Origin of the sequence: Pseudoalteromonas sp. P1-9 (assembly GCF_001399975.1) — a bacterium.
Lineage (GTDB): Bacteria > Pseudomonadota > Gammaproteobacteria > Enterobacterales > Alteromonadaceae > Pseudoalteromonas.
The window spans coordinates 156,148-176,900 of the sequence record NZ_LKBD01000003.1; the positions used below are offsets into that span (position 1 = coordinate 156,148).

Annotated in this window: 19 protein-coding genes and 6 tRNA genes; 15 read left to right on the forward strand and 10 right to left on the reverse strand. The window is 41.2% G+C overall.

Translation table 11 applies throughout. The annotated features are described in order from the left end of the window. Positions 1 to 83: 83 nt before the first annotated feature. A complete protein-coding gene (locus AN214_RS03225) occupies positions 84 to 983 on the forward strand; it encodes a LysR family transcriptional regulator (protein ID WP_200911110.1) in 900 nt (299 codons plus the stop codon). Positions 984 to 1,217: 234 nt separating this feature from the next. Here AN214_RS03225 and AN214_RS03230 read toward each other — a convergent pair whose 3' ends face one another. Continuing rightward, positions 1,218 to 1,658 (reverse strand): DUF6957 family protein, encoded by a 441-nt coding sequence (locus AN214_RS03230; RefSeq protein ID WP_054978400.1) that lies wholly within the window; start codon positions 1,656 to 1,658, stop codon positions 1,218 to 1,220. An 825-nt stretch (positions 1,659 to 2,483) separates the two neighbouring features. Between AN214_RS03230 and AN214_RS03240 the strand changes: the two genes are divergently transcribed. Beyond that, entirely contained in the window at positions 2,484 to 3,065 is a 582-nt protein-coding gene (locus AN214_RS03240) for a GNAT family N-acetyltransferase (protein ID WP_054978402.1), read from the forward strand. Positions 3,066 to 3,117: 52 nt separating this feature from the next. On the opposite strand, the gene AN214_RS03245 is transcribed toward AN214_RS03240, so the two are convergent. Continuing rightward, positions 3,118 to 4,554: a YfcC family protein gene (locus tag AN214_RS03245; protein ID WP_054978403.1), complete on the reverse strand. Its 1,437-nt coding sequence runs from the start codon at positions 4,552 to 4,554 to the stop codon at positions 3,118 to 3,120. A 241-nt stretch (positions 4,555 to 4,795) separates the two neighbouring features. Beyond that, positions 4,796 to 5,458, reverse strand: a complete 663-nt coding sequence (gene queC / locus AN214_RS03250) for a 7-cyano-7-deazaguanine synthase QueC (protein ID WP_054978404.1) — start codon at positions 5,456 to 5,458, stop codon at positions 4,796 to 4,798. A gap of 98 nt (positions 5,459 to 5,556) precedes the next feature. On the opposite strand from queC, the gene queE reads away from it, so the two are divergent. Next, positions 5,557 to 6,222: a 7-carboxy-7-deazaguanine synthase QueE gene (queE, locus tag AN214_RS03255; protein ID WP_054978405.1), complete on the forward strand. Its 666-nt coding sequence runs from the start codon at positions 5,557 to 5,559 to the stop codon at positions 6,220 to 6,222. 69 nt (positions 6,223 to 6,291) lie between these two features. Here queE and AN214_RS03260 read toward each other — a convergent pair whose 3' ends face one another. Then, positions 6,292 to 7,860: a LysM peptidoglycan-binding domain-containing protein gene (locus AN214_RS03260; protein WP_054978406.1), complete on the reverse strand. Its 1,569-nt coding sequence runs from the start codon at positions 7,858 to 7,860 to the stop codon at positions 6,292 to 6,294. A 99-nt stretch (positions 7,861 to 7,959) separates the two neighbouring features. After that, complete coding sequence (gene gloB / locus AN214_RS03265; RefSeq protein ID WP_054978407.1) at positions 7,960 to 8,724, reverse strand: hydroxyacylglutathione hydrolase; 765 nt, start codon at positions 8,722 to 8,724, stop codon at positions 7,960 to 7,962. A 60-nt stretch (positions 8,725 to 8,784) separates the two neighbouring features. Between gloB and AN214_RS03270 the strand changes: the two genes are divergently transcribed. After that, positions 8,785 to 9,555, forward strand: a complete 771-nt coding sequence (locus tag AN214_RS03270; RefSeq protein WP_054978408.1) for a class I SAM-dependent methyltransferase — start codon at positions 8,785 to 8,787, stop codon at positions 9,553 to 9,555. Positions 9,556 to 9,842: 287 nt separating this feature from the next. Here AN214_RS03270 and AN214_RS03275 read toward each other — a convergent pair whose 3' ends face one another. Together AN214_RS03275 and rnhA are read right to left on the reverse strand one after the other, a co-directional pair. Next, positions 9,843 to 10,703: an MBL fold metallo-hydrolase gene (locus tag AN214_RS03275; RefSeq protein ID WP_054978409.1), complete on the reverse strand. Its 861-nt coding sequence runs from the start codon at positions 10,701 to 10,703 to the stop codon at positions 9,843 to 9,845. A gap of 61 nt (positions 10,704 to 10,764) precedes the next feature. Then, the gene (rnhA, locus tag AN214_RS03280; protein ID WP_010560468.1) at positions 10,765 to 11,235 is read right to left on the reverse strand and encodes a ribonuclease HI; all 471 of its coding nucleotides are present in this window, start codon (positions 11,233 to 11,235) and stop codon (positions 10,765 to 10,767) included. 62 nt (positions 11,236 to 11,297) lie between these two features. Here rnhA and dnaQ point away from each other — a divergent pair, with 62 nt between their 5' ends. The 9 genes from dnaQ (at position 11,298) to AN214_RS22655 (ending at position 14,611) form a co-directional block, all read left to right on the forward strand. Then, on the forward strand, positions 11,298 to 12,014 hold the full coding sequence (gene dnaQ / locus AN214_RS03285) for a DNA polymerase III subunit epsilon (RefSeq protein WP_010560467.1): 717 nt from the start codon (positions 11,298 to 11,300) through the stop codon (positions 12,012 to 12,014). Continuing rightward, positions 12,014 to 13,354: a TIGR03503 family protein gene (locus AN214_RS03290; protein WP_054978410.1), complete on the forward strand. Its 1,341-nt coding sequence runs from the start codon at positions 12,014 to 12,016 to the stop codon at positions 13,352 to 13,354. Before dnaQ ends, AN214_RS03290 begins: the two co-directional genes overlap by 1 nt. Before the next feature lie 123 nt (positions 13,355 to 13,477). Continuing rightward, positions 13,478 to 13,554 (forward strand) — tRNA-Asp (locus tag AN214_RS03295). Between the two features lie 23 nt (positions 13,555 to 13,577). Further along, a tRNA-Asp gene (locus tag AN214_RS03300) sits at positions 13,578 to 13,654 on the forward strand. A 31-nt stretch (positions 13,655 to 13,685) separates the two neighbouring features. Continuing rightward, a tRNA-Asp gene (locus AN214_RS03305) sits at positions 13,686 to 13,762 on the forward strand. A gap of 35 nt (positions 13,763 to 13,797) precedes the next feature. Continuing rightward, positions 13,798 to 13,874: transfer RNA gene (locus AN214_RS03310), tRNA-Asp, on the forward strand. A 28-nt stretch (positions 13,875 to 13,902) separates the two neighbouring features. Next, positions 13,903 to 13,979 (forward strand) — tRNA-Asp (locus AN214_RS03315). A 22-nt stretch (positions 13,980 to 14,001) separates the two neighbouring features. Next, positions 14,002 to 14,078 (forward strand) — tRNA-Asp (locus tag AN214_RS03320). A 359-nt stretch (positions 14,079 to 14,437) separates the two neighbouring features. After that, on the forward strand, positions 14,438 to 14,611 hold the full coding sequence (locus AN214_RS22655) for a hypothetical protein (RefSeq protein ID WP_161805656.1): 174 nt from the start codon (positions 14,438 to 14,440) through the stop codon (positions 14,609 to 14,611). A 33-nt stretch (positions 14,612 to 14,644) separates the two neighbouring features. Here AN214_RS22655 and AN214_RS23250 read toward each other — a convergent pair whose 3' ends face one another. Further along, a complete protein-coding gene (locus tag AN214_RS23250; RefSeq protein ID WP_054978411.1) occupies positions 14,645 to 15,172 on the reverse strand; it encodes a prepilin-type N-terminal cleavage/methylation domain-containing protein in 528 nt (175 codons plus the stop codon). A gap of 92 nt (positions 15,173 to 15,264) precedes the next feature. Between AN214_RS23250 and AN214_RS03330 the strand changes: the two genes are divergently transcribed. Next, positions 15,265 to 15,897 carry an ATP-binding cassette domain-containing protein gene (locus AN214_RS03330; RefSeq protein ID WP_054978412.1) on the forward strand — a complete coding sequence of 211 codons (633 nt, stop codon included), beginning with the start codon at positions 15,265 to 15,267 and terminating at the stop codon, positions 15,895 to 15,897. Then, positions 15,890 to 16,966, forward strand: a complete 1,077-nt coding sequence (locus AN214_RS03335) for a DUF6136 family protein (RefSeq protein WP_054978413.1) — start codon at positions 15,890 to 15,892, stop codon at positions 16,964 to 16,966. The genes AN214_RS03330 and AN214_RS03335 overlap by 8 nt, the downstream gene beginning before the upstream one ends. Before the next feature lie 49 nt (positions 16,967 to 17,015). Here AN214_RS03335 and AN214_RS03340 read toward each other — a convergent pair whose 3' ends face one another. Both AN214_RS03340 and fadE read right to left on the reverse strand, forming a co-directional pair. Beyond that, positions 17,016 to 18,176 carry a hypothetical protein gene (locus AN214_RS03340; protein ID WP_054978414.1) on the reverse strand — a complete coding sequence of 387 codons (1,161 nt, stop codon included), beginning with the start codon at positions 18,174 to 18,176 and terminating at the stop codon, positions 17,016 to 17,018. A 90-nt stretch (positions 18,177 to 18,266) separates the two neighbouring features. Further along, a complete protein-coding gene (fadE, locus tag AN214_RS03345) occupies positions 18,267 to 20,717 on the reverse strand; it encodes an acyl-CoA dehydrogenase FadE (protein ID WP_054978415.1) in 2,451 nt (816 codons plus the stop codon). Positions 20,718 to 20,753: the final 36 nt, after the last annotated feature.

Below are 20,753 nucleotides of genomic sequence, written 5' to 3' on the forward strand. Positions count from 1 at the left end.
TGAAGATGAAACAAAAGATAATTAACATTATTAAATAGCACAATTGAGTAAAAAGTAATTTCACTTAATACTAAAGGTATCAAATGGACAAGTATCGGAATATGCAGTTATTTTGTACGGTTGTCGATAGAGGCAGCTTTTCTAAAGCGGCTAAAGCGTTAGGTATTACCCCTGCGATTGTCGGCAGGCACATTGCTGCGATGGAAGAAACTTTAGGGTTTGTCCTTTTAAATCGCACCACACGCAGCATGCACCTTACCCCAGGCGGAAAAGCTTACTATAAAGGTGCGCAAACTGTATTGAGCCAGATAGAGCAATTGGAAGACTCGCTAACAACCGCCCATCAGAATAACCCTGAAGGTCTTATTCGCCTGTCCGCACCTGATGCAATGGGCCCATTTCTAATGAAAGCTATTAAAGAGTTTCGAACAGAATATTCGGGGATTCGCTTTGACCTCGCGTTATCTAACAGTAAATCGAATTTGATTGAAGAAGAGATCGATCTCAGTATCCGATTCGCATTCGAGTTACAAGATTCATCTTACATCGCAACCAAGCTTGGAGAGTCTGAGTTTGGTTTGTATGCAGCCCCATCATATATAGACGAATATCAAGCCCCCTCTGATTATACAGAGCTAAAAAATCATGACTGCCTACATATGGGAAGCTCAAGAGATGGAGACTATTGGATGTTGACGGTCGATGGTAAAAGCCTTTCGTATCGACAACCGTGGGTAGCTGTAATTTCAGATACAAACACGCTTATTCAAGCGACTATGGATGGGATGGGCATTGCCATGATACCGAGCGTATTTGTTAACACACATATCAACAATGGCGACCTAGTCAAGATAGAAAATGTTGCTGATTTCCCAGTGGTCAATATTTACGGGATGTATCCGACACGTAAGCATGTTCCTCATAGGCTATCGCTATTCTTGGAGTACCTGAAAGCGAACTTTATCCATATCATTGCTTCTTAAGCAAATCTTAAAATCGGATTAGATATGGTAGGGAAAATACGCACACCTAAACTTTGTAAAGTACTTGATCTAACTAATTTTGGGGCAGATACGAGTTACGCTGATAGTATGCTTTAGGCAGAATTGCGACTGTCAGGTTTGATTTAATTTTCTTAACCAAGTCTGACAGATCGAGTTAAGACTTATTCATTGTATGTGATATGAACCTACGACATGTAATTTGTGCTGCAGTCTTTAGAACATTTGATAAAGAGCATAAAGCTCGGTCAAACTGATCACTTCATCTCTTCCATCGCCGAGGAGGATGTAGTTGGTGTTTTGTGTTTCGAATATGCAGCCAGCACTAAGAGACTCTAAAAATGTGCTACGTACCCAACCTCCCGATGGTACGCGACCTGTACTGTCTGATACAACCATATCTGAATACACAATGTAAATTCCAGATTTACAAATACTTGGCTGCAATTGACGCAGTATTTGCTCTTTACGTTCGTCAGTATCGATTCTAAAGCGCTTCCAGTTCTTCAATACTCGAATAGGTTTATGATTAAGTGAATTGGCTAACTCGATCTGTGCTTCTAGCGCATTAGCTTCGCAGCCAAGCTCAGAAGGCTTGCCACCGGAATTCGTGTTTATGAGTCTTCCTATAGTAGCAAGAGTTGTATTGTCGTTCATGATTGCTCCTTTATTCTCAAACAAGCATCTATTTTCCAGTATCTGGAACTTTGTCAAAAATGAAAGGATTTATATAGCAGCCTATCGAACTGGACAACTTAATACTGAACAGTTCGATAATTTTATGAGTTAAACATTACTTAGCCGAATTCGTAAGCGTAGTTGCAGTGTTTAATCTTGAGTTACCATTGTGTGGAGAACCAGCGAGTACCTTTAAGCTTCAGTTTACCCCTAGCTCGTGCTCTCATAAGAGCCTCATGTACACGCTGTATGTCGTTAATCGCCAATAAATTAGCGACGTCTTCGGTTGTTGGTGGGTAGCCGTCGACTATTAAGTGGGCATGAACAGTTTCGTAAAGAACTTTATCTGTTAATCTCATTTTGCAATAAGCCTTTTGATTCGATTAATTTAGATATCCATTATTGGACTTAAAAATACTTGTCAAAAAACCTGAAACGTTTAGGTATACTCATATTTAAGGGGGTACGAGTATGAGTTTTATATTGCTTCGGAGTTTGGATCCTATTTGGATCCATAAGATTCTATTAGTAGTCGCTTCATGTCGCTGTGAATTCGAATAACTCTTAAGTTTAAACGCCTCCTAGCGACAAAGAACGACAACGAGATATGCTTTACGGGTTCAACTCCCTCCATCCGCACCATGTATTTAAAACCCAAGCTAACGCTTGGGTTTTTTTATGCCAAAATTTTGTATGGCGCTTGAAAGAGCACGATATTCTTGTTCGTAAAAATAAACTGTTTTCAGTTGCTTATGCCGTGCTTTTTGGAAAATATTAAATTAGTAATAATAAGAAAGATAAACGATGTGGATTAAAAAACAGGTTATTGAAGGTCAACACGTGGTTCTAGAGCCCCTATGCCTAACCCATGTTGAGGCGCTTATTGAAGCGGTTAACGACGGTGAACAGTGGAAGTTATGGTTTGCTAATGTACCAACGCCAGAAAGCATGGAACAATATGTCGCTGCGGCGATCAGTCAGATGGAAAAGGGCAATATTGCGTACGCTGTGCGACACAAAGAGAGCAATCAAATTGTTGGTACGACACGTTACTATGCTGTTGATAGTAAAAATAAACGCACGTTAATTGGCTACACGTGGTATGCAAATTCTGTGAGGCGAACAGCAGTCAATACAGAATGTAAATATTTGCTATTAAAACAGCTATTTGAACAAACTAAGGCAATAGCAGTGGAATTTCACACGCATGTTAAAAATGATGCTTCCAGAGCCGCAATAGAGCGTCTAGGTGCAAAACAAGATGGTATTTTACGTAATCACCAAATATTAAAAGACGGCACTATTAGAGATACCGTGGTGTATTCTATTATTGATTCTGAATGGTCAACTGTGAGAGAAAAGCTTTTAACGAAGCTCTGTAAATAGATGTGTAAAAAAAGCCACCGTATTCGGTGGCTTTTTTATGCTTGTAATAGAATCAGCTATTAGTTGTAACTTGGCTTTCAATTCCAGCAATTTGTGGTTGCACATCTAAGCCATAGCCAAAGAAAGTGGCGGCGATTAGTACCACAGATGCTGCAATCATTAGTTTCACCAATAACGGTAAGCAGAACTTAAACCACTGACCATAAGGTACACCGGCCATACCGATGATCCCCATTAATACCGCATTGGTTGGAATAATCATATTTGAGAAGCCGTCGCCAAATTGATACGCAAGTACCGCAACTTGGCGTGGTACACCTACTAAATCACCAAGAGGCGCCATTAGCGGCATAGTAACGTACGCTTGACCTGACCCCGATGGAATAAAGGTATTTAACAGAGTTTGAATAACAAGCATACCAACTGCTGATATTTCTGCGCTCACGTAAGAAAGCGGTAAACTCATACCGTAAACTAGGCTGTGCAGAATTTTACCGTCGTCTAAAATGAGTGCGATACCGCGAGCAACACCGATTAAAATTGCAGTGGTTACTAAATCAGAGGTACCTTCAATAAATTTGTTAGCAGCGGTATTCGCATCAAGTTTACCCAATACCGTAATAACAAGGCCCCAAGCAACAAATAAGCCGCCAAGTTCATATAAGTACCAGCCTTTGGTTGCAATGCCCCATACAGCGATTACTAAGGTGGCAATAAAGCTTAATAACACCAGTTGGTGACGACGATTAAGCTTAGGATAATCATGTGTTTCTTTACCTTCTAATGGGCAAGGAATACCAGCCATTAACGAGCGAGATGGGTCCGCTTGTACTTGTTTGGTGTATGACCAAACATGATGAAAACCAATTAATACGAACGGCACGAAAATAGCTAAACGTAGCCATAAACCTGAATACACAGGTACTTCGGCAATTTGTTGGGCGATTAATACAGTAAACGGATTAAACGCAGATACGCCATAACCGATGCCATAGCCGGCAACAATCATACCGACCGCCGTCATCGCATCAAGGCGCATGGCTTTACATAATGCCACTAAAATAAGTACGAATGGAATGTATTCGCCCGCTGTGCCAATCGCACTTGAAGCAAGGGCAAAACAAAAGACGACGGCAAAAATGAGTTTTTGCGGCTTATCGCCATGTTTCTCTAATAAACGGCCAATTAACGCATCTACTGTACCTGTAGCACGTGCAATTGCGAGTACACCACCGACAATCAATACAAAAAAGATAACATCCTGTGCAGCGGCAAATGCACGTGGAATTGCCGTTAGAAAGTCCCACGGCGTAAGGTAATGACTTTCAGTGGCAACTTGGTAAGTGCCAGGTACAACGGCTTGGCGGCCATTCGCTGTTTCTACGGTATCAAAAAAACCTTGGGGTACAATCCAAGTAGCAAGATAAGCGACAAACATCATTGCTAGTAGCAAAACCAGCGTATGAGGTACTTTCAATGTCTTAGGCATAAATAAATCCAGTTGTGGGAAAGGCCAATAGTTTATTCGTATTTTCGGTGCTTAAAAAGAGGGGATTGTAAACAAATTAGAATGGCTTATCGCGAAAGGTTGTAACTTATATGTGGTGTGCAAATGTGGCTTTAGTTTTTAAGGTGCATAACAGCAATGAAAATGAGTTTTGCGAACTGAGAGTGAAAAACAAAAAAGCACCATTCAGTGCTTTTTATGTGCGTTAACTAACAGGTTTTAGTTAATTTGCTTCATATGGTAGTGGATCGTTTGCCTGGTTTAGCTCAAATGCTTCTAAACGCTCTTGGCAAGCGCCGCATTTACCGCAGGCTTTTTCTCGACCGTTGTAGCAAGTCCATGTCTTACTGTAATCGAGGCCCATATTTAAACCGTCGGTTAAAATCTCAATTTTAGTATTATTTAAGTATGGGCTAACTATTTCAATTTCTTCGTAGTTAGCGATGCGGCATACATCATCCATTTTTTGTACAAACTCAGGACGGCAGTCTGGATAAATTGCATGGTCGCCTGAATGAGCACCGTAAAATACCTTGTTAGCTTTAAGTGAAACTGCATAGCCAACAGCAAGCGATAATAAAATCATGTTGCGGTTTGGTACCACAGTTGATTTCATGCTTTCTTCTTCGTAGTGACCTTCCGGTACGTCAATATCGTCAGTCAGTGATGAGCCACCAATTAACTGGTTGATTGCTGAGATATCAACAACCTTATGAGAAATGTTTAATTCCGCACATACGTCTGCTGCGACTTTTAATTCTTTAACATGACGCTGGCCGTAATCAAAGGAAAGTGCATACACTTCATAACCTTGGCGAATGGCTTTATTTAAAACGGTATATGAATCCATTCCACCAGAGTAAATTACAACAACTTTTTGCGACATATTTCTCTCACTTTAGCTATAATAGCGGTTTTTGCGGGCGCGATAGTCTACACCTTCGTGACCTTGAAGACAAATCTAGCAGTAATTAGAGGCGTACGTTGTACAAAATTAACGAAGTATTCGAAACCATTCAAGGTGAGGCAAGTTACACAGGTTGCCCATCTATATTTATTCGCTTGCAAGGGTGTCCTGTTGGATGTGCTTGGTGCGACACTAAGCAAACATGGCATACGGACGATACTTATTTAGTTGATCTTTCTGACACAGTTGAAAAGAAAGCTGACTCGGATTATTTTGCTAATTGTACCGCAGAACAAATTCTTGCGCTAATTCGCGAAAAGCAATATCAAGCAAAGCACATTGTGATCACCGGCGGTGAGCCATGCATGTACGATTTAAACCCACTTTGTGAATTACTTCATGAAAACGGGTTTTCTACGCAAATTGAAACCAGCGGCACATTTGAGATTTTAGCGCCAGCATCAACGTGGGTCACAGTATCACCAAAAATTAATATGCGTGGTGGCTATAAAGTACTTAAAAGCGCCATGCAACGTGCTGACGAGGTTAAACATCCAGTCGCGATGATGCGCCATGTTGAAGAGTTAGAAGAGCTGTTTTCTGAAGCAGGGCACACACCAGAACTCGTTTATTTACAGCCTATTAGCCAAAAGGCAAAGGCAACGCGATTAGCGATTGAAGTATGTAAGGCTAAAAACTGGCGCTTATCGGTGCAAGTGCATAAATACATTGGTATTGCTTAACTTCAATTAGTTAACGTACGGCACAAAAAAGGCGCTCAATAGCGCCTTTTTTAATATGCTTGCTTGGTGTTAACCTGTTTTTACATCCACTTTTAGTTTTAGCTTTTGTCCAGGTTGAATGTATTCATTCTTGGCAATGCCATTCCATTTCATAATGTCCGATACTGACACTTTATATAAACCCGCAATGCGCGCTAACGAATCACCTTTGCGCACTTTGTAGGTAATGGTGCGTTCGGTCACATTACCCGCTAAGGTTGAACTGGTTTTTTGATAAACCGTTAACTGCTGGCCAAGACGCAAGGTCGCGTTTTTGCGTAAGTTGTTCCACTTCATTAAGTCTTTGGTTGATACTTTATATTTGCGACCAATTTTCCAAAGGCTATCACCACTAACGACTGTGTGTGTCGTTTTGCGATTAGCTTTGTTGTTAGCCGCAATACGCATTGGACCGCTTAATAAGTTATTGTCTATTTGGCCATTACTCAATGGTACAAACAGTTGTTGACCAACGCGAATAGTGTTGTTGCTCAACTTGTTTAGCGTTTTGATGCTAGTCGTGCTGGTATCAAATTGCTTGGCAATCTTTGATAGGCTATCACCTGATTTTACTGTGTATTGCTGCCAACGAATGCGATCTTTAGCATCCATTTTGGCAAGTTGAGCTTTAAAACCATAAGCTTTGTCTGCTGGCACAAGTAGCTTATGCGGACCGGTTGGATCGGTTGCCCAACGGTTAAATGCGGGGTTTAACTTATACATTTCAGTCACTGGAATATCGGCCATTTCAGCGGCTTTTGCTAAGTCAATTTGACCGCCAGTGTTAACCAATTCAACAGCAGGCTTATTATCTATTTTTTTCCACGTTACTTTAAACTCATCTGAGCGCGCAAGTAAGTCTGATAGCGCTAGTAGTTTAGGCACATATTGGGTTGTTTCTCGCGGTAAATCAAGCGACCAAAAATCAGTTGGTAACTGTTTTTTACGGTTCTTTTTAATCGCGCGTAATACTCGACCTTCACCTGAATTATAGGCAGCGATTGCATTTAGCCAATCACCATCAAGTGTTTTGTGTAAATACGTTAAATATTCAAGTGCAGCGCGAGTAGACTCGGTAATATCGCGACGACCGTCGTACCACCAATTCTGCTTTAGACCGAAACGCTCTCCTGTGGCTGGCATAAACTGCCAAATACCAGAAGCACTTCGGTGCGAATAGCCAAATGGGTCAAATGCGCTTTCAACAATAGGTAATAGCGCAATTTCAATAGGGATCTGACGCTTTTCGACCTCTTCCACAATATAGTGAAGGTAGGGAGTACCACGTGTGGCGATACGATCTAAGTATTTTTGGTGTTTTGCATAGTAGTTACGCTCGGCAACTACGGCACGGTTTTGCGGCACAGGAATCGAAAGCTGGTAGCGAATGCGTTCCCATACATCGTCAAATTCTGGGATTTGTTCAATGACTTCTTGCTCTTCTTCCGCAAGTGCAAGCACTGTTAATGCATCATATACGTCTTGTGAGCTGGCCACTTTGTAGTTAGGTTCAGCCGTATCTGATTGAGATTGATTTGTCGTTTGACAGCCCACAAGCCACACACTGGCGCTTAGGGCAATTATTTGCTTATAAGTCATTAATACAAAATACCGAGTTAAAACGGAACGCCGAATAATACCGATCTTGGCTAAAAATTGCCAATTTCATTTATTTTTATCATTAATTGATAAATAGATTTAATAATTGTCCTTTAGTTCCCTTAAGGCTGCAAAAACACTGACATCATTTATCTCGGTAACTGAATTTTTAGCTAACACACTGGTTCTCACATTATGTTCATGTGTACGTAAAAATGGGTTTATCGCCTTTTGCTCTTCTATTGTGGTAGGCAATGAAATATCACTATGGGTGGCAAGTTCATCGCGATAGGCAACAAGCGCATGATTGTCTGGCTCGATATATGTGGCGAAATCTAGGTTGGCACGCGTATATTCATGGGTGCAATAAACCTGTGTTGAATCGGGCAGGGCTGCGATACGCAAAAGCGAGGTCAGCATTTGTTTTGGCGTGCCTTCAAATAATCGACCACATCCACCATTAAAAAGTGTATCGCCACAAAAAATCATGTCTTCATTATAATACGCAATATGATCAAGGGTATGTCCTGGCACATGCATAATTGCTAATGTTAATTGTAATTCATCAAGTGTTATTACAGCGTCATCTTCAAGTTTATGTGTAATGCCGTCAAAGGGACTGTTACTCGGACCGTAAACGGGTAAACCACTAAACTTCGTAACCAGCTTTTCAACCCCATTAGTGTGATCCCAATGATGATGGGTAATTAAGATACCTGTAAGCGACAATGTGTGCTCGCGGCAAAACGCTAAAACGGGCTCCGCATCACCTGGGTCAACCACATAAAGCTGTTTGTTGTCTTGATTAACCAATGCCCAAATGTAATTGTCGTTAAACGCGGGAATGGGAATTACTTGTACCATATTCACTTGCTCTGTTATGTTTACTCTGTAGGCTATCTCTCATTATAACGAGGCAAAGACTTGAAACCAGCGCTAAGTTTACAAAATACCATTCAACCCCACTCTTGGTATGATTTTCCTCATGGCGAATACTTGAAACAAGAAATCGAGCAAATCTTCACGCCGTGGTTAAACCGAATTTTTGGCTATCACTTGCTTAAAATTGGTGAGCTGAGCGCCGAGTTAGATACCTCTGAGTGTGTTATTAAACACCAAGTAAATGTCGCAAACTCGAGTAAAGCCGGAGTGAGAGCGCACATTGATGAATTACCTTTTTCTGAACAAACAGTCGATGGCTGTATATTAAGTCATGGCTTGGAGTATTTAACCGACCCACACCACTGCTTACGAGAAGTGCATCGAGTATTAATGCCTGGCGGCTACTTAGTGCTTAGCGGGTTTAATCCATTTAGTTTTTGTGGCTTGGCGCGCATACTGCCTTTTGCCAAGCAAAAGTTACCGTGGAGTGGGCGCTTTTTTACCCCAGCACGAGTAAAAGACTGGTTACATTTATTAGGGTTCGAAGTGGTATTTGAAGAACGAGCAATTTACTCATCGCTTGCTCGCGGTAAGCGGCTATCGCGTTTTGCAGCGTGGCAATCGTTTTGTCAGCATTATTTAAAACCGACGGGCAGTGTATACGTGATTGTGGCAAGAAAACGTGTTGCGCCATTAACGCCGATTAAACCGAAATGGCATGCTCGTCCGCAATTTAATCCAGCGGTAAGAGGTGTAGGGCTTAGAAGCACTCCTCGAAATGCTTCTATTAGCTCAAAACGTGAATCTAATTAGGGCCTGTTGATCTTTGCTGTTCTATTTTTGTTCTGTTTGAGCGTGCTTTTATCGCGACGCTCGATGTGTGGCCTAGCAATCTAAGCGAATATCGAGCAAAACTTCCGCGTCCTGCTCTTACATCCATGTAGGCAACAATGAGAAAAGTGTGCTCAAAAGAACCGTTCGGCAGCGCTTGATTGGGTTTTCTACTGTGTTATCGGCTGACTCATATAGAATAACTATGCCACGCAGCCTCTGCCTTGTATAAAACCCAATCAAACTGCTGCAAAAACGAACTTGAAAGGTCAACAGACCCTAAACTTAAGCGGTATTTTTAAGTAAGTGGTGCCATTGGCTTCGCTTTCGGGAAAGTGCCCCGCATTGATATTTACTTGAATTGAAGGGTGAATCAATTTCGGTACTGCTAAATCGGCATCTCGCGATTCGCGGGTTTTGACATAATCGTGTTGGGTAATGCCGTGCTTTAAGTGCACATTATATTGTTTTTGTGCCTCAACACTGGTAACAACACTCACTTCACGACCATTTGGTTGATAATCATGGCACATATATAAGTGGGTATCGTTACCAAGTTCAAAAATGCGCTGAATTGAGTGGTACAGTTGGCTGGCATCACCGCCTGGGAAATCGCAACGCGCCGTGCCGCTATCTGGCATAAACAGTGTATCACCAACAAATGCACTGCCATCGACAATATAGGTAACGCTATCTGGCGTGTGTCCTGGTGTAAACATCACGGTCACTGCTTCTTCACCTAAATAAAATACTTCGCCATCGTCGAATAAATGGCAAAATTGACTACCATCCGTTGGAATATCGAAATTAAATACCTTATTAAAATGCTGCTGCACTTGCGTAATGTGCTTGCCTGTTGCCACTTTAGCACCGAGTTTTTGCTTGAGGTACTGCGCGGCAGATAAATGATCTGCGTGGGCGTGTGTTTCTAAAATCCAATCAACATCTAAGTGGTGGCTATCAATATAAAGAATAATCGAATCAGCAAACTGGTAGCTGACGTTGCCCGACGCAATATCAAAATCAACAGCGGCATCGATAACCATGGCTTTTAAGCTACGGTTATCAAATACCACATAACTGATGGTTGAAGACTGTTTGTGAAAGAAACTTTCAATGGTTACATTCATACTAGCAAAAACTGGATATATCAAATATGGAATAAGATATATCATAGAGTAATAAAGAGATCTAGCTTTGTGCTACGAATCCAGTATCTTCAAGCAAGTCGCTACTTTCTGCGGCCTCTCTGGCTAAGTCGTCAACGCGTTCATTTTCCGCGTGACCCGCATGGCCTTTCACCCAGCGCCACTCAACGTGGTGCTTTGAATTGGCAGCATCAAGGCGTTGCCATAGATCTTTATTTTTTACATCTTGCTTGCTGGCGGTTTTCCAGCCGCGCTTTTTCCAGTTGGCAAGCCAAGATTCAATACCTTGCTTCACATATTGACTATCGGTAGTGAGAATAACCTGACAGGGCTCTTTTAATGACTCTAAGCCAATAATCGCTGCGAGCAATTCCATGCGATTATTTGTAGTTAAGGTATAACCTTGACTCAACTCTTTTTCATGACCTTTGTAGCGAAGTAGGGTGCCATAGCCTCCTGGACCTGGGTTGCCCAGACATGATCCATCAGTAAAAATCTCTACGTTTTTTTGCACAGTTTGCCTTTAAATTATGTAGAATGAAGTTATTAACATAACAAAATTTGTGATTTGGCGATATGGCTCACAGGCAAATAGTACTGGATACTGAAACAACGGGTATCGACCCTAAGCAAGGGCACCGCATTATTGAAATCGGCTGTGTTGAATTAGTAAACCGTAGGCTCACCGGAAATAACTTTCACGTTTACATTGATCCAGAGCGAGATATTGAAGACGAGGCGATTTTTGTACATGGTATTACACGCGACTTTCTTGCGGGCAAACCTAAGTTTCGCGATGTTGCGGCAGAGTTTTTAGATTACATTAAAGGTGGTGAGCTGGTCATTCATAATGCAGCGTTCGACGTTGGCTTTATGGATCATGAATTTGCGCTGCTTAGACAAAATTACCCCAAAACCCACGACGTTTGCCAAGTACTCGATACCCTTGCGATGGCGCGTGATTTACACCCGGGGCAAAAAAATAACCTCGACGCCTTATGTCGCCGCTACGATATAGATAACTCAAAACGTACACTGCACGGCGCTTTACTCGATTCAGAGATATTGGCTGATGTGTATTTAGGCATGACAGGTGGTCAAGTAAGCCTTAACCTTGCCAATAAAGAAGGGCAAAGTGGTGATAACAGTAAAGGTATTCGCCGACTTTCGCCAGATAGACCTCGACTAAACGTCGTATTTGCCGATAACGAAGAACAAGCGGCACACTTAGAACGCTTAAATTTAGTTAATGATAAAGGTGGCCACTGCCTTTGGCTTACTGAGGACGCATAATGAAAAAATGGTTGTTAGGGTTTTTTAGTTTATTTTTGATTTCGAATAGCTTTGCGCAGCAGACTGAATTAGACGTAATTCAACGCAATAGCGAACAAAATGAACTTAAGATTTTCGACAACCGTTTTCGCATCGACTATCAAGTTGATGAAATCACGTTACTCTTCTTTCGTCAAAAAGGTACACCAGCAGTTATTCTTGTCAGACCCGATGGTAGTAAAATTTATGCGACTACCTCGCTGGGTGATATGAATATTGAATGGTTTGATGACGAAACCTACGACATTATAAAAATTAAAAAGCCAATGCCAGGTCCATGGCAAGCCATAGGAAAAATCCTACCCGACAGTAAATTAATGATCTTAAGTGATATTGAATTACATGTAGATCCGCTGCCACCACTATTATTTAAAGGCGAAACCATTAAGGTAACGGGTCGCTTAACGAATGGCGGCAAACCTATTGAAGAAGGGCTGTTTCGTGATTTAGTGACGTTAAATGTCGATTTTGTTAGCACGAATAATAAGGATTACCTTAATTTTGGCGCAAAGCTGGTGCCTATTGCAGAACTATTGGATGATGGCAAAGGCTATGATGAAAGACCGGGCGATGGTGTATTTACCGGTGAGTTTGCGCTTAATTTTGCCTCTGGTGAATGGCAGCCTGAATACGAAGTACGAACGCCAATATTAAGACGCAGTTTGGTAAAAGATCCCATTATTATCGAAAACGCTCCTATTACCTTTGAATTTAGCGAAGCGGGTGAGGGCGAAGAGCACCATCAGCTTACGCTTAATGTGAATACCGAGAAAGTACAGCCCGAATCACTCATTTATCAAGGTACAATTTTTTACCCTAATGGCGAGACGCAAGCTTTTAATCTTGAAGCCCAAGATAAAGCGGTGCGTGAATTAACCTTAATAAATTACGATTGGGGTGTGTATGAGGTTGAGTTAACGCTATTTGGCAGTAACGTTAATGGTCGTGAGTTTGTTGCTAAAATCGATAAGCAAGAGTTTGAAATTGATAAACCGATTGAAGCTGTACCAGAACAACCTGCACCTATTCTACTTGAAATAAACCAAGAGCCTGAACTGCCACCAGAGCCAGAACTCGATGTTGAGCAAATTATCATCTGGGCAGTGGTGGGTAATGTGCTTATTATCTTTATTGGCTTTATTGTGATCCGTGTATTTATTCAGAAAAAACCGTTATTAGGTGGCTTGATGAGTAAATTGAAGAAAAACAAAAAAGGCCAAGAAGAACAAAAAGTAGCGGGTTCTGAGCAGAAATCAGACAGTTCAGATGAAATTTTGAACCTTTCGTTGCCAGATGAGTAAAAAAGCGAGAAAAAAGCAAAAAAACTATTGACTCTTAAAGGGGTGATTCGTATTATTCACGCCGCTGTCAAGGAGCACTGAGAGTCAAATCGAAAGTGAATCTTAACAGGTTTGAAATGATGCGGAGTGGTAGTTCAGTTGGTTAGAATACCGGCCTGTCACGCCGGGGGTCGCGGGTTCGAGTCCCGTCCACTCCGCCAATTATTTCAAATGTTACTCTTTAGGAGTGGTAGTTCAGTTGGTTAGAATACCGGCCTGTCACGCCGGGGGTCGCGGGTTCGAGTCCCGTCCACTCCGCCATTAATTTAAAGAGTAGCCGTTATTCCTTCGCGGAGTGGTAGTTCAGTTGGTTAGAATACCGGCCTGTCACGCCGGGGGTCGCGGGTTCGAGTCCCGTCCACTCCGCCATTAGGAATAAAACAATTTAAAATGATATACGCTGCGGAGTGGTAGTTCAGTTGGTTAGAATACCGGCCTGTCACGCCGGGGGTCGCGGGTTCGAGTCCCGTCCACTCCGCCATCTTATATCATTTAAAAATTTGCTCAGCGGAGTGGTAGTTCAGTTGGTTAGAATACCGGCCTGTCACGCCGGGGGTCGCGGGTTCGAGTCCCGTCCACTCCGCCATTAGCAAATTTCTCCCCGATGCGGAGTGGTAGTTCAGTTGGTTAGAATACCGGCCTGTCACGCCGGGGGTCGCGGGTTCGAGTCCCGTCCACTCCGCCATTTTATATTCCCCTTTTTCTTTATGACGATAAGCTCTACGCTTTTATCTTTTATCCATCAAATTCAGTAATTTAAACTTTCATTTTACTATAAAATACATTTCATAGTTCAATTCGGTTAGTACTACTCTTTTTTATATCGCGCTTAAATTTCTGACTTATTCTTGAGATAAATTCAGTATCTCACAACTACTTACCGCAATACTTTGTGATTAATTAATCCAATATTCAGCATTCTACTTTTACGCTATGGCAAAATTTTTTGGAAAGAAAGTAATGAAAAAGGTTGTTATATCAGGGGTAATTGTTGTCGGGTTGATGGCAGCAATGTGGCCTTGGTGATTTGCTGTCGGCTACCAAGTGAAAGAACGTGAGCTATGCCAAAAGGTAAAAGGCAATGTTAAGTATACCGCTGGTGGTATTATGCGTGGTGAAAATGCAGAGGGCACGCTGCGCACGAGTTTTTATGTCGATGGTTTGAAAAAAGGTATGCTGTTTAGTTTAAAACAGTGCTTCGGCAACGAAAAAAACTGATTTTCTTACTGTAAGCCAACAAATTGTTGGCTTCTAACACCCAGTTGTGACAACCCCTGTGTTTGGCGTTGTACCATCTTCTTGGTTGTAATAAAAAGCATAGCATTCGTCACTAAGGCGTAATCCTTCTGGCCAAATTAAAATAAGCCCTTGTGCACCGTTTGTAGCAAGAGGAAAGCCAGGTGCAGTTTGTTGCCTACCCACGCCGCATAAACTATTTGCCGTGCATACAGCGCTTGCTGATGTAAATGGAATTTCTTTGCCAATGTTTAAAATGTAACGCCAAGCGCCATTCCAGTAACCTTCAACATAGCCGTTGTACACCAGTACACTAATGCCAAGTTCATCGAGCTGAACATTCCCATTTTTAACATCTTGCACTAACGCTTTCGCGCGAACTTGCTCTGCAGTGGTTTTCATTGAAGCGGCTGTTGCTTCTAACACACTAATGCGTGACGCTTGCTGCAAGTTTAAGAATTTAGGTGCTGCAACGACTGCAAGCAGGCCTAAAATAACAATCACAATGATCAGTTCAATAAGTGTAAAGCCATGTTTTTTCATTGGTGTATTGCCTCTGATTACTGTGATATTTTCTGGTAGTTTATAGTATAGCCAATCATAAGTCTTTGACTATAAGTGCATAAATAAGCAAAATGTGCACACCAAAACGCATTCAAGATGAAAGGGAAGGTCGTTTGTTTCAAATACGCAGTTTAACCAAACTTTATTTTGATAAAGTTGTGTTTTCAGATTATACCTGCCAATTTACTTCTCAGCGTGTCTTAATTACCGGACCAAATGGCCTTGGTAAATCAACCCTATTAGCCATGCTTGCAGGGTTGGAATCATTTCAACAAGGCGAGATTTTACTGCAACAGCAAAGCGCCAATGCTCGGTTTTTACAAACGAATGTCGCTTTAGCGAGTGATAAAATTATCTTTCCAGAGTTTTTAACGGCTAAACAAGTATTAGATTTAACGCTTATGCATCAAGAGTGTGACAATCTTGAAAGCTTGGTTAAGCGCTTTGGCTTTAATGACTTTTTACACACTAAAGTGATTAACCTTTCAAGTGGTAACCTTAAAAAGCTTCAACTGATAAATGCGCTTATGCGCAAAGCCTCAGTGTTGCTATTGGATGAGCCCACAGCGGCACTTGAGCACAAAAGTGTGCCTGTGCTGCTGGCGTGTATTGACGAGTTTCAAGGCCAAGTTATTTTAACAAGTCATGAGCCTGAGCCATTTTTACAATCAGGATTTGAAGTACAGGCGTTGATAAGTGCGTAATTTTTCATTTTTCGAATATCGCATAACGGCTTTTCATCATTTCATTGCTGAACAATTGGGTCAATTAAAGCAATTAGGCGTTATTTTAGCGCTGTTTATGTATACCGCTTTTCCTGCACTTATTCTGCTCATTTACCTTGCGCTTGGCAAAGTTATGACGCAAGACCCAGACTTAAGTATTTTATTATCGGTTGCATTAATCGTTATGCAAAGTGAACTCAGTGTCGCATTGAGTAAAGGTGCGCTTGATGTAAAACACCGCCTTTATCAACGCTCATTTGCCAGCAAAGGAATGCGTGTGCTATGTGATTACACGTTAGCTTTAGCCGGTAATTTGGTATTTTTACTGAGTGTGCCTTTGTTGTTATCGTTAGACTTGAGCAAATGGCAACAAGGCCTTCATTTTGTATTGTTTTGCATTTGTGTGCTCGGCAGTGGATTTGTTGCCACCCTCAAACCTACACGAATAAAGTTATATGTAATTACGGTCATTCTGTTGCCAGTGTTATTTGATTTAAGCTTATTTTCGTTGTTAACCAGTTATATTGCACTGTTGGTTGGCGTTGCGTTTTGGCCAAATAGCTTAGCTTTCAAACGGCTGACGAAGTTTAACCTCGGTTTTTGGGTTAGCTATCATAGCCATGCTTTTGCCGAAATTTGGTGGCGTGTATTAATGTTACTTGCCTTATGGGTATTTGCAAATGTACTTAATTTACAACGGCCAGATTTAGGCTTTTTTGTTCATTGTTTTATATCGCCGTTTATCGTTTATATTGCTTCAAGTCAGCAACTTAATCAAAACGAATGCGTATTGCAGTACAAATTGTGGTTAAACAGCTTACGCAATGCAAATACGTTAATTTATGGCCAATATGTTGTGCCTATGAGCTTGGCAGTTCTAGGTTTAATGAGTTTGCAATTGATTGTAGTGAGTTTGCAAAGCTTAATTGTTTTTGCCGTCGCTGCGGCGTTAACAATTGCGGTTGCTAAGTATAAACCAACCCACTATGCCCTTGGTTGGTTTGTGATTAATGGCTTAATGATAACGATTAACTATTGGGTGTATTAAAAAGTTTCCTAACACAAGAATAACATTTTGAAATGGAAGCTAGATTCAGTCACCAGTTAATTTCACAAGGATCTAAGTGTGGTTGATCACTAAGCGCTATTGCTTGGTGGATAATATAGGTATTTGTTTCGACTTCACTGCTATTTTTTAAATATTCAAAATAGGCAAGAGCTTGTTGTTTATTTCGTAACACTAGTTGTGAAGCTTTGGCTCCTTGCTGAAGCTGCAAATTAAACTCTTGCGACTTTTCTTTTAAAAAACTAAGTGCATTTTCATCACCTAATTTTTCATAGATATTTCTTTGCAAACCGATGCCAATTGCAGCAGAAATAAGTGTACTTTGGCTTTGCTCAAGTTGTTTACCTAGATTAATACAGGCATCAATTAATTTAATGTCGTTTGACTGTGCATCCTGACAAATTTTATTAATTACTTGAAAACTAGGAAGGGGGAATGCTGAAGAAATAGGTATGGCAAGGATAGGAGAGTAATCAGTATTAATTCCTAATTGATTAAAGGTTTCTTCAACTAGGGTAAAGCTTTCTGACCAATATTCTGTGTAAGTTGGTGCATTAGCTGCATTTATGAGTGCATTAATTGTGTCTTCAGGTGAAGTTTCATTGTGAATTAGATTCGCGTACGCGAGCCAGCTCGCACCATTATGTCTGTCAGTATAAAGTGCGTTTGTAATAAGTTTTTCATCACATTTTTGATTTTTGCACGCAACTAACACGTGATAAGCAATTAGTTTGTTATTAGGGAAAGCTTGATGCAGGGAAAGTAACGGACCAGTTAATTTAGGGTTTCTAGCTAAAGAATAGAGCGCTTCAGTGGTTTTACTTTCTAATGTTACAGCATTGTCTTTAAGTAACTTGCTAAAATAATTTTCATCGAAGATATTAATCTCTGCTTTGTACTTTGTTGCAAAATACCAATATATATCGAAGTTGGGCTCTTTGTCACATGTAGCAATCTTATGATCTTTTGTATGAGATTCTTTTTTAGCTTCAGTGCGGGAATTTATTAATTCTTTCTTGGGGAATTGGGAAACATTCTGATCATTATTTTGAAAGAATCTATTTTCAGTGTTTTTTTTACTTTTTGACACTATCTGTATTGAAAATTCGGGTTGCGCTTCATTAGCGCCAAATAAAATATAAAAAATACATAAGGCGAAAACAGAAGCTATTGTGAATACAATTTTTTTCACTCTGATTCCTTTCATTATTATTTTCAGCAGGCATAAAAAGCCAGCAAATGCTGGCTTAGTTTATAACAGAATCAAATTGTTAAGCAATGCTTAAGCAGCTTTTACCTTTTTAACAGAGTGGGCTGCTTTGCCTGCCAGTAAGTCAGCAGGGTCAAAATCATCTACATTGATAACTTGTAAACGGCCAACTTCAGCAGCTTTTAATTGCTCAGCTTCATCACTTGTAATTGCACCAAGTTCAAGTCCCATCTCTGCCACTTTATCAAGGGCAAAGAATGGTAGCTTATCGCCTTTGGCGCGACATACTTTGTCGAAGATAGGTTCTACAGCCAGAATGTCTTTAAGTGTTTGTTCTTGACGACCAATTAAGTTTAGTGGCTCGTCAGTAACATAAATATTATGTGCTAAACGGTCGCGCGTTTCGCTTGGTGTTTGCAGTAAACGTGCTACTTTTTGCTCTAATTCGTCTGTTGGTTTACGAATTGGACGACCCCAAGGGAACAGTACTAGCTTTAAGAAACCACGAAGCGGTGCAAACGGCATGTTGTTGATAAGATCAGCAAGTGCGCGCTGGCAAAGGTATAAGTGATCTTGACAGCTCCACTGAACAAGTGCGAAGTCTTCTTTACGACGACCTTCATCGTTGTAACGTTTAAGTGTTGCTGACACTAGATATAGGTAGCTTAGTAAGTCACCTAAACGTGCTGAAATACGCTCTTTACGCTTCAGTGAACCACCAAATACCGCCATACAAATATCAGACATTAGCGCAAGCGATGCACTGTAACGTGTTGCAGTACGGTAAAATAATGCCGTTTCATCATCGTATGGTGTTTTAGTAAAGCGTGCGCCTGTTAGGGCAAGCCACGCAGTACGAGCAAAGTTCGAAATGGTAAAGCCAATGTGGCCCATAAGTGATTTATCAAACTGTGCAAGTGCTGCTTCTTTGTCTTCAATGTTACATGCTTCAAGCTCAGATAACACAAACGGATGACAACGAATAGCGCCTTGACCATAGATAATCATATTACGCGTTAGAATGTTCGCACCTTCTACAGTAATGGCAATTGGTGCACCTTGATAACCACGACCTAGGTAGTTATTTGGACCTAAACAAATGCCTTTACCGCCGTGAATATCCATAGCGTGTTTGGTTGAATCACGCATTTGCTCTGTTAGGTGATATTTTAAAATAGCAGAGATTACTGATGGTTTTTCACCTAAATCAACTGCACCTGTCGACATAGAAACCGCAGCATCTGAGCTGTAAGCATAACCACCAAGTTTTGCTAATGGCTCTTCGATACCCTCCATTTTACCAATTGGTAAACGGAACTGACGACGAATACGGCTGTAAGCACCACTTGCGATTGCTAGCGCCTTAATACCACCTGCTGAGTTTGAAGGCAGTGTAATTGCACGACCAACTGATAAACACTCAACCAGCATACGCCAGCCTTGACCAGCCATTTTGGCGCCACCGATGATGTAATCAATTGGTACAAATACCTCTTCGCCTTGCGTCGGACCATTTTGGAACGGTACGTTAAGTGGGAAGTGACGGCGACCAATTTTAACGCCAGCTGTATTTGTTGGAATAAGGGCACAAGTAATGCCTAAATCTTCTTTATCACCTAGTAATCCATCAGGGTCACGTAGTTTAAATGCAAGACCAAGCACAGTTGCAACTGGCGCTAGCGTAATATAACGCTTGTTCCACGTTAGGCGCATACCTAACACTTCTTCACCGTTCCATTCACCTTTACACACAATACCAAAATCAGGAATTGAGCTCGCGTCAGAACCTGCTTCTGGTGAAGTAAGTGCAAAACATGGAATTTCATCGCCTTTAGCAAGACCTGGTAAGTAGTGGTCTTTTTGTTCTTTAGTTCCATAGTGTTGTAATAGCTCACCTGGACCTAATGAATTAGGTACACCAACGATAGACGATAATAGCGTTGATTTAGAAGTTAGTTTTTGCAGCACACACGATTGTGCAAATGCAGAGAATTCTAGACCGCCATATTGCTTTTTGATGATCATGGCAAAGAATTTATTATCTTTTAGATATTGCCAAACATCTTGCGGTAGGTCGGTTAGTTCATGGGTTGCTTCCCAGTCATCTAACATGGCGCATACTTCTTCTACTGGGCCATCGATAAATGCCTGTTCTTCGGCAGTTAAACGCGGAACTGGGTACTGGTGCATTTTTTTCCAGTTTGGGTTACCGCAAAATAGGTCTGCTTCCCACCATGTTGTACCTGCATCAATCGCTGATTTTTCTGTGTCGCTCATGCTTGGCGTCACTTTTTTAAATGCTTTGAAAATAGGCTCAACAATGTATTGGCGACGAATACTTGTCACCGATAGTGGAATTGCAATTGCTAAGAAAATTAGCCAGCTGATCATAGCAAAAGCGCCCATAAATGAGCCAATCACCAATACCGCAGCGGCAACGGTTAAATGGGTATGCCAGTTTGCTCTGTGGTAGCTAGCAATCGCTAAGCAACCAAGCAAGCCGAGTACGAATAAAGCAGTCATAGTTATTATCCTTGTAAGAGGTCTGACCAGATTCTC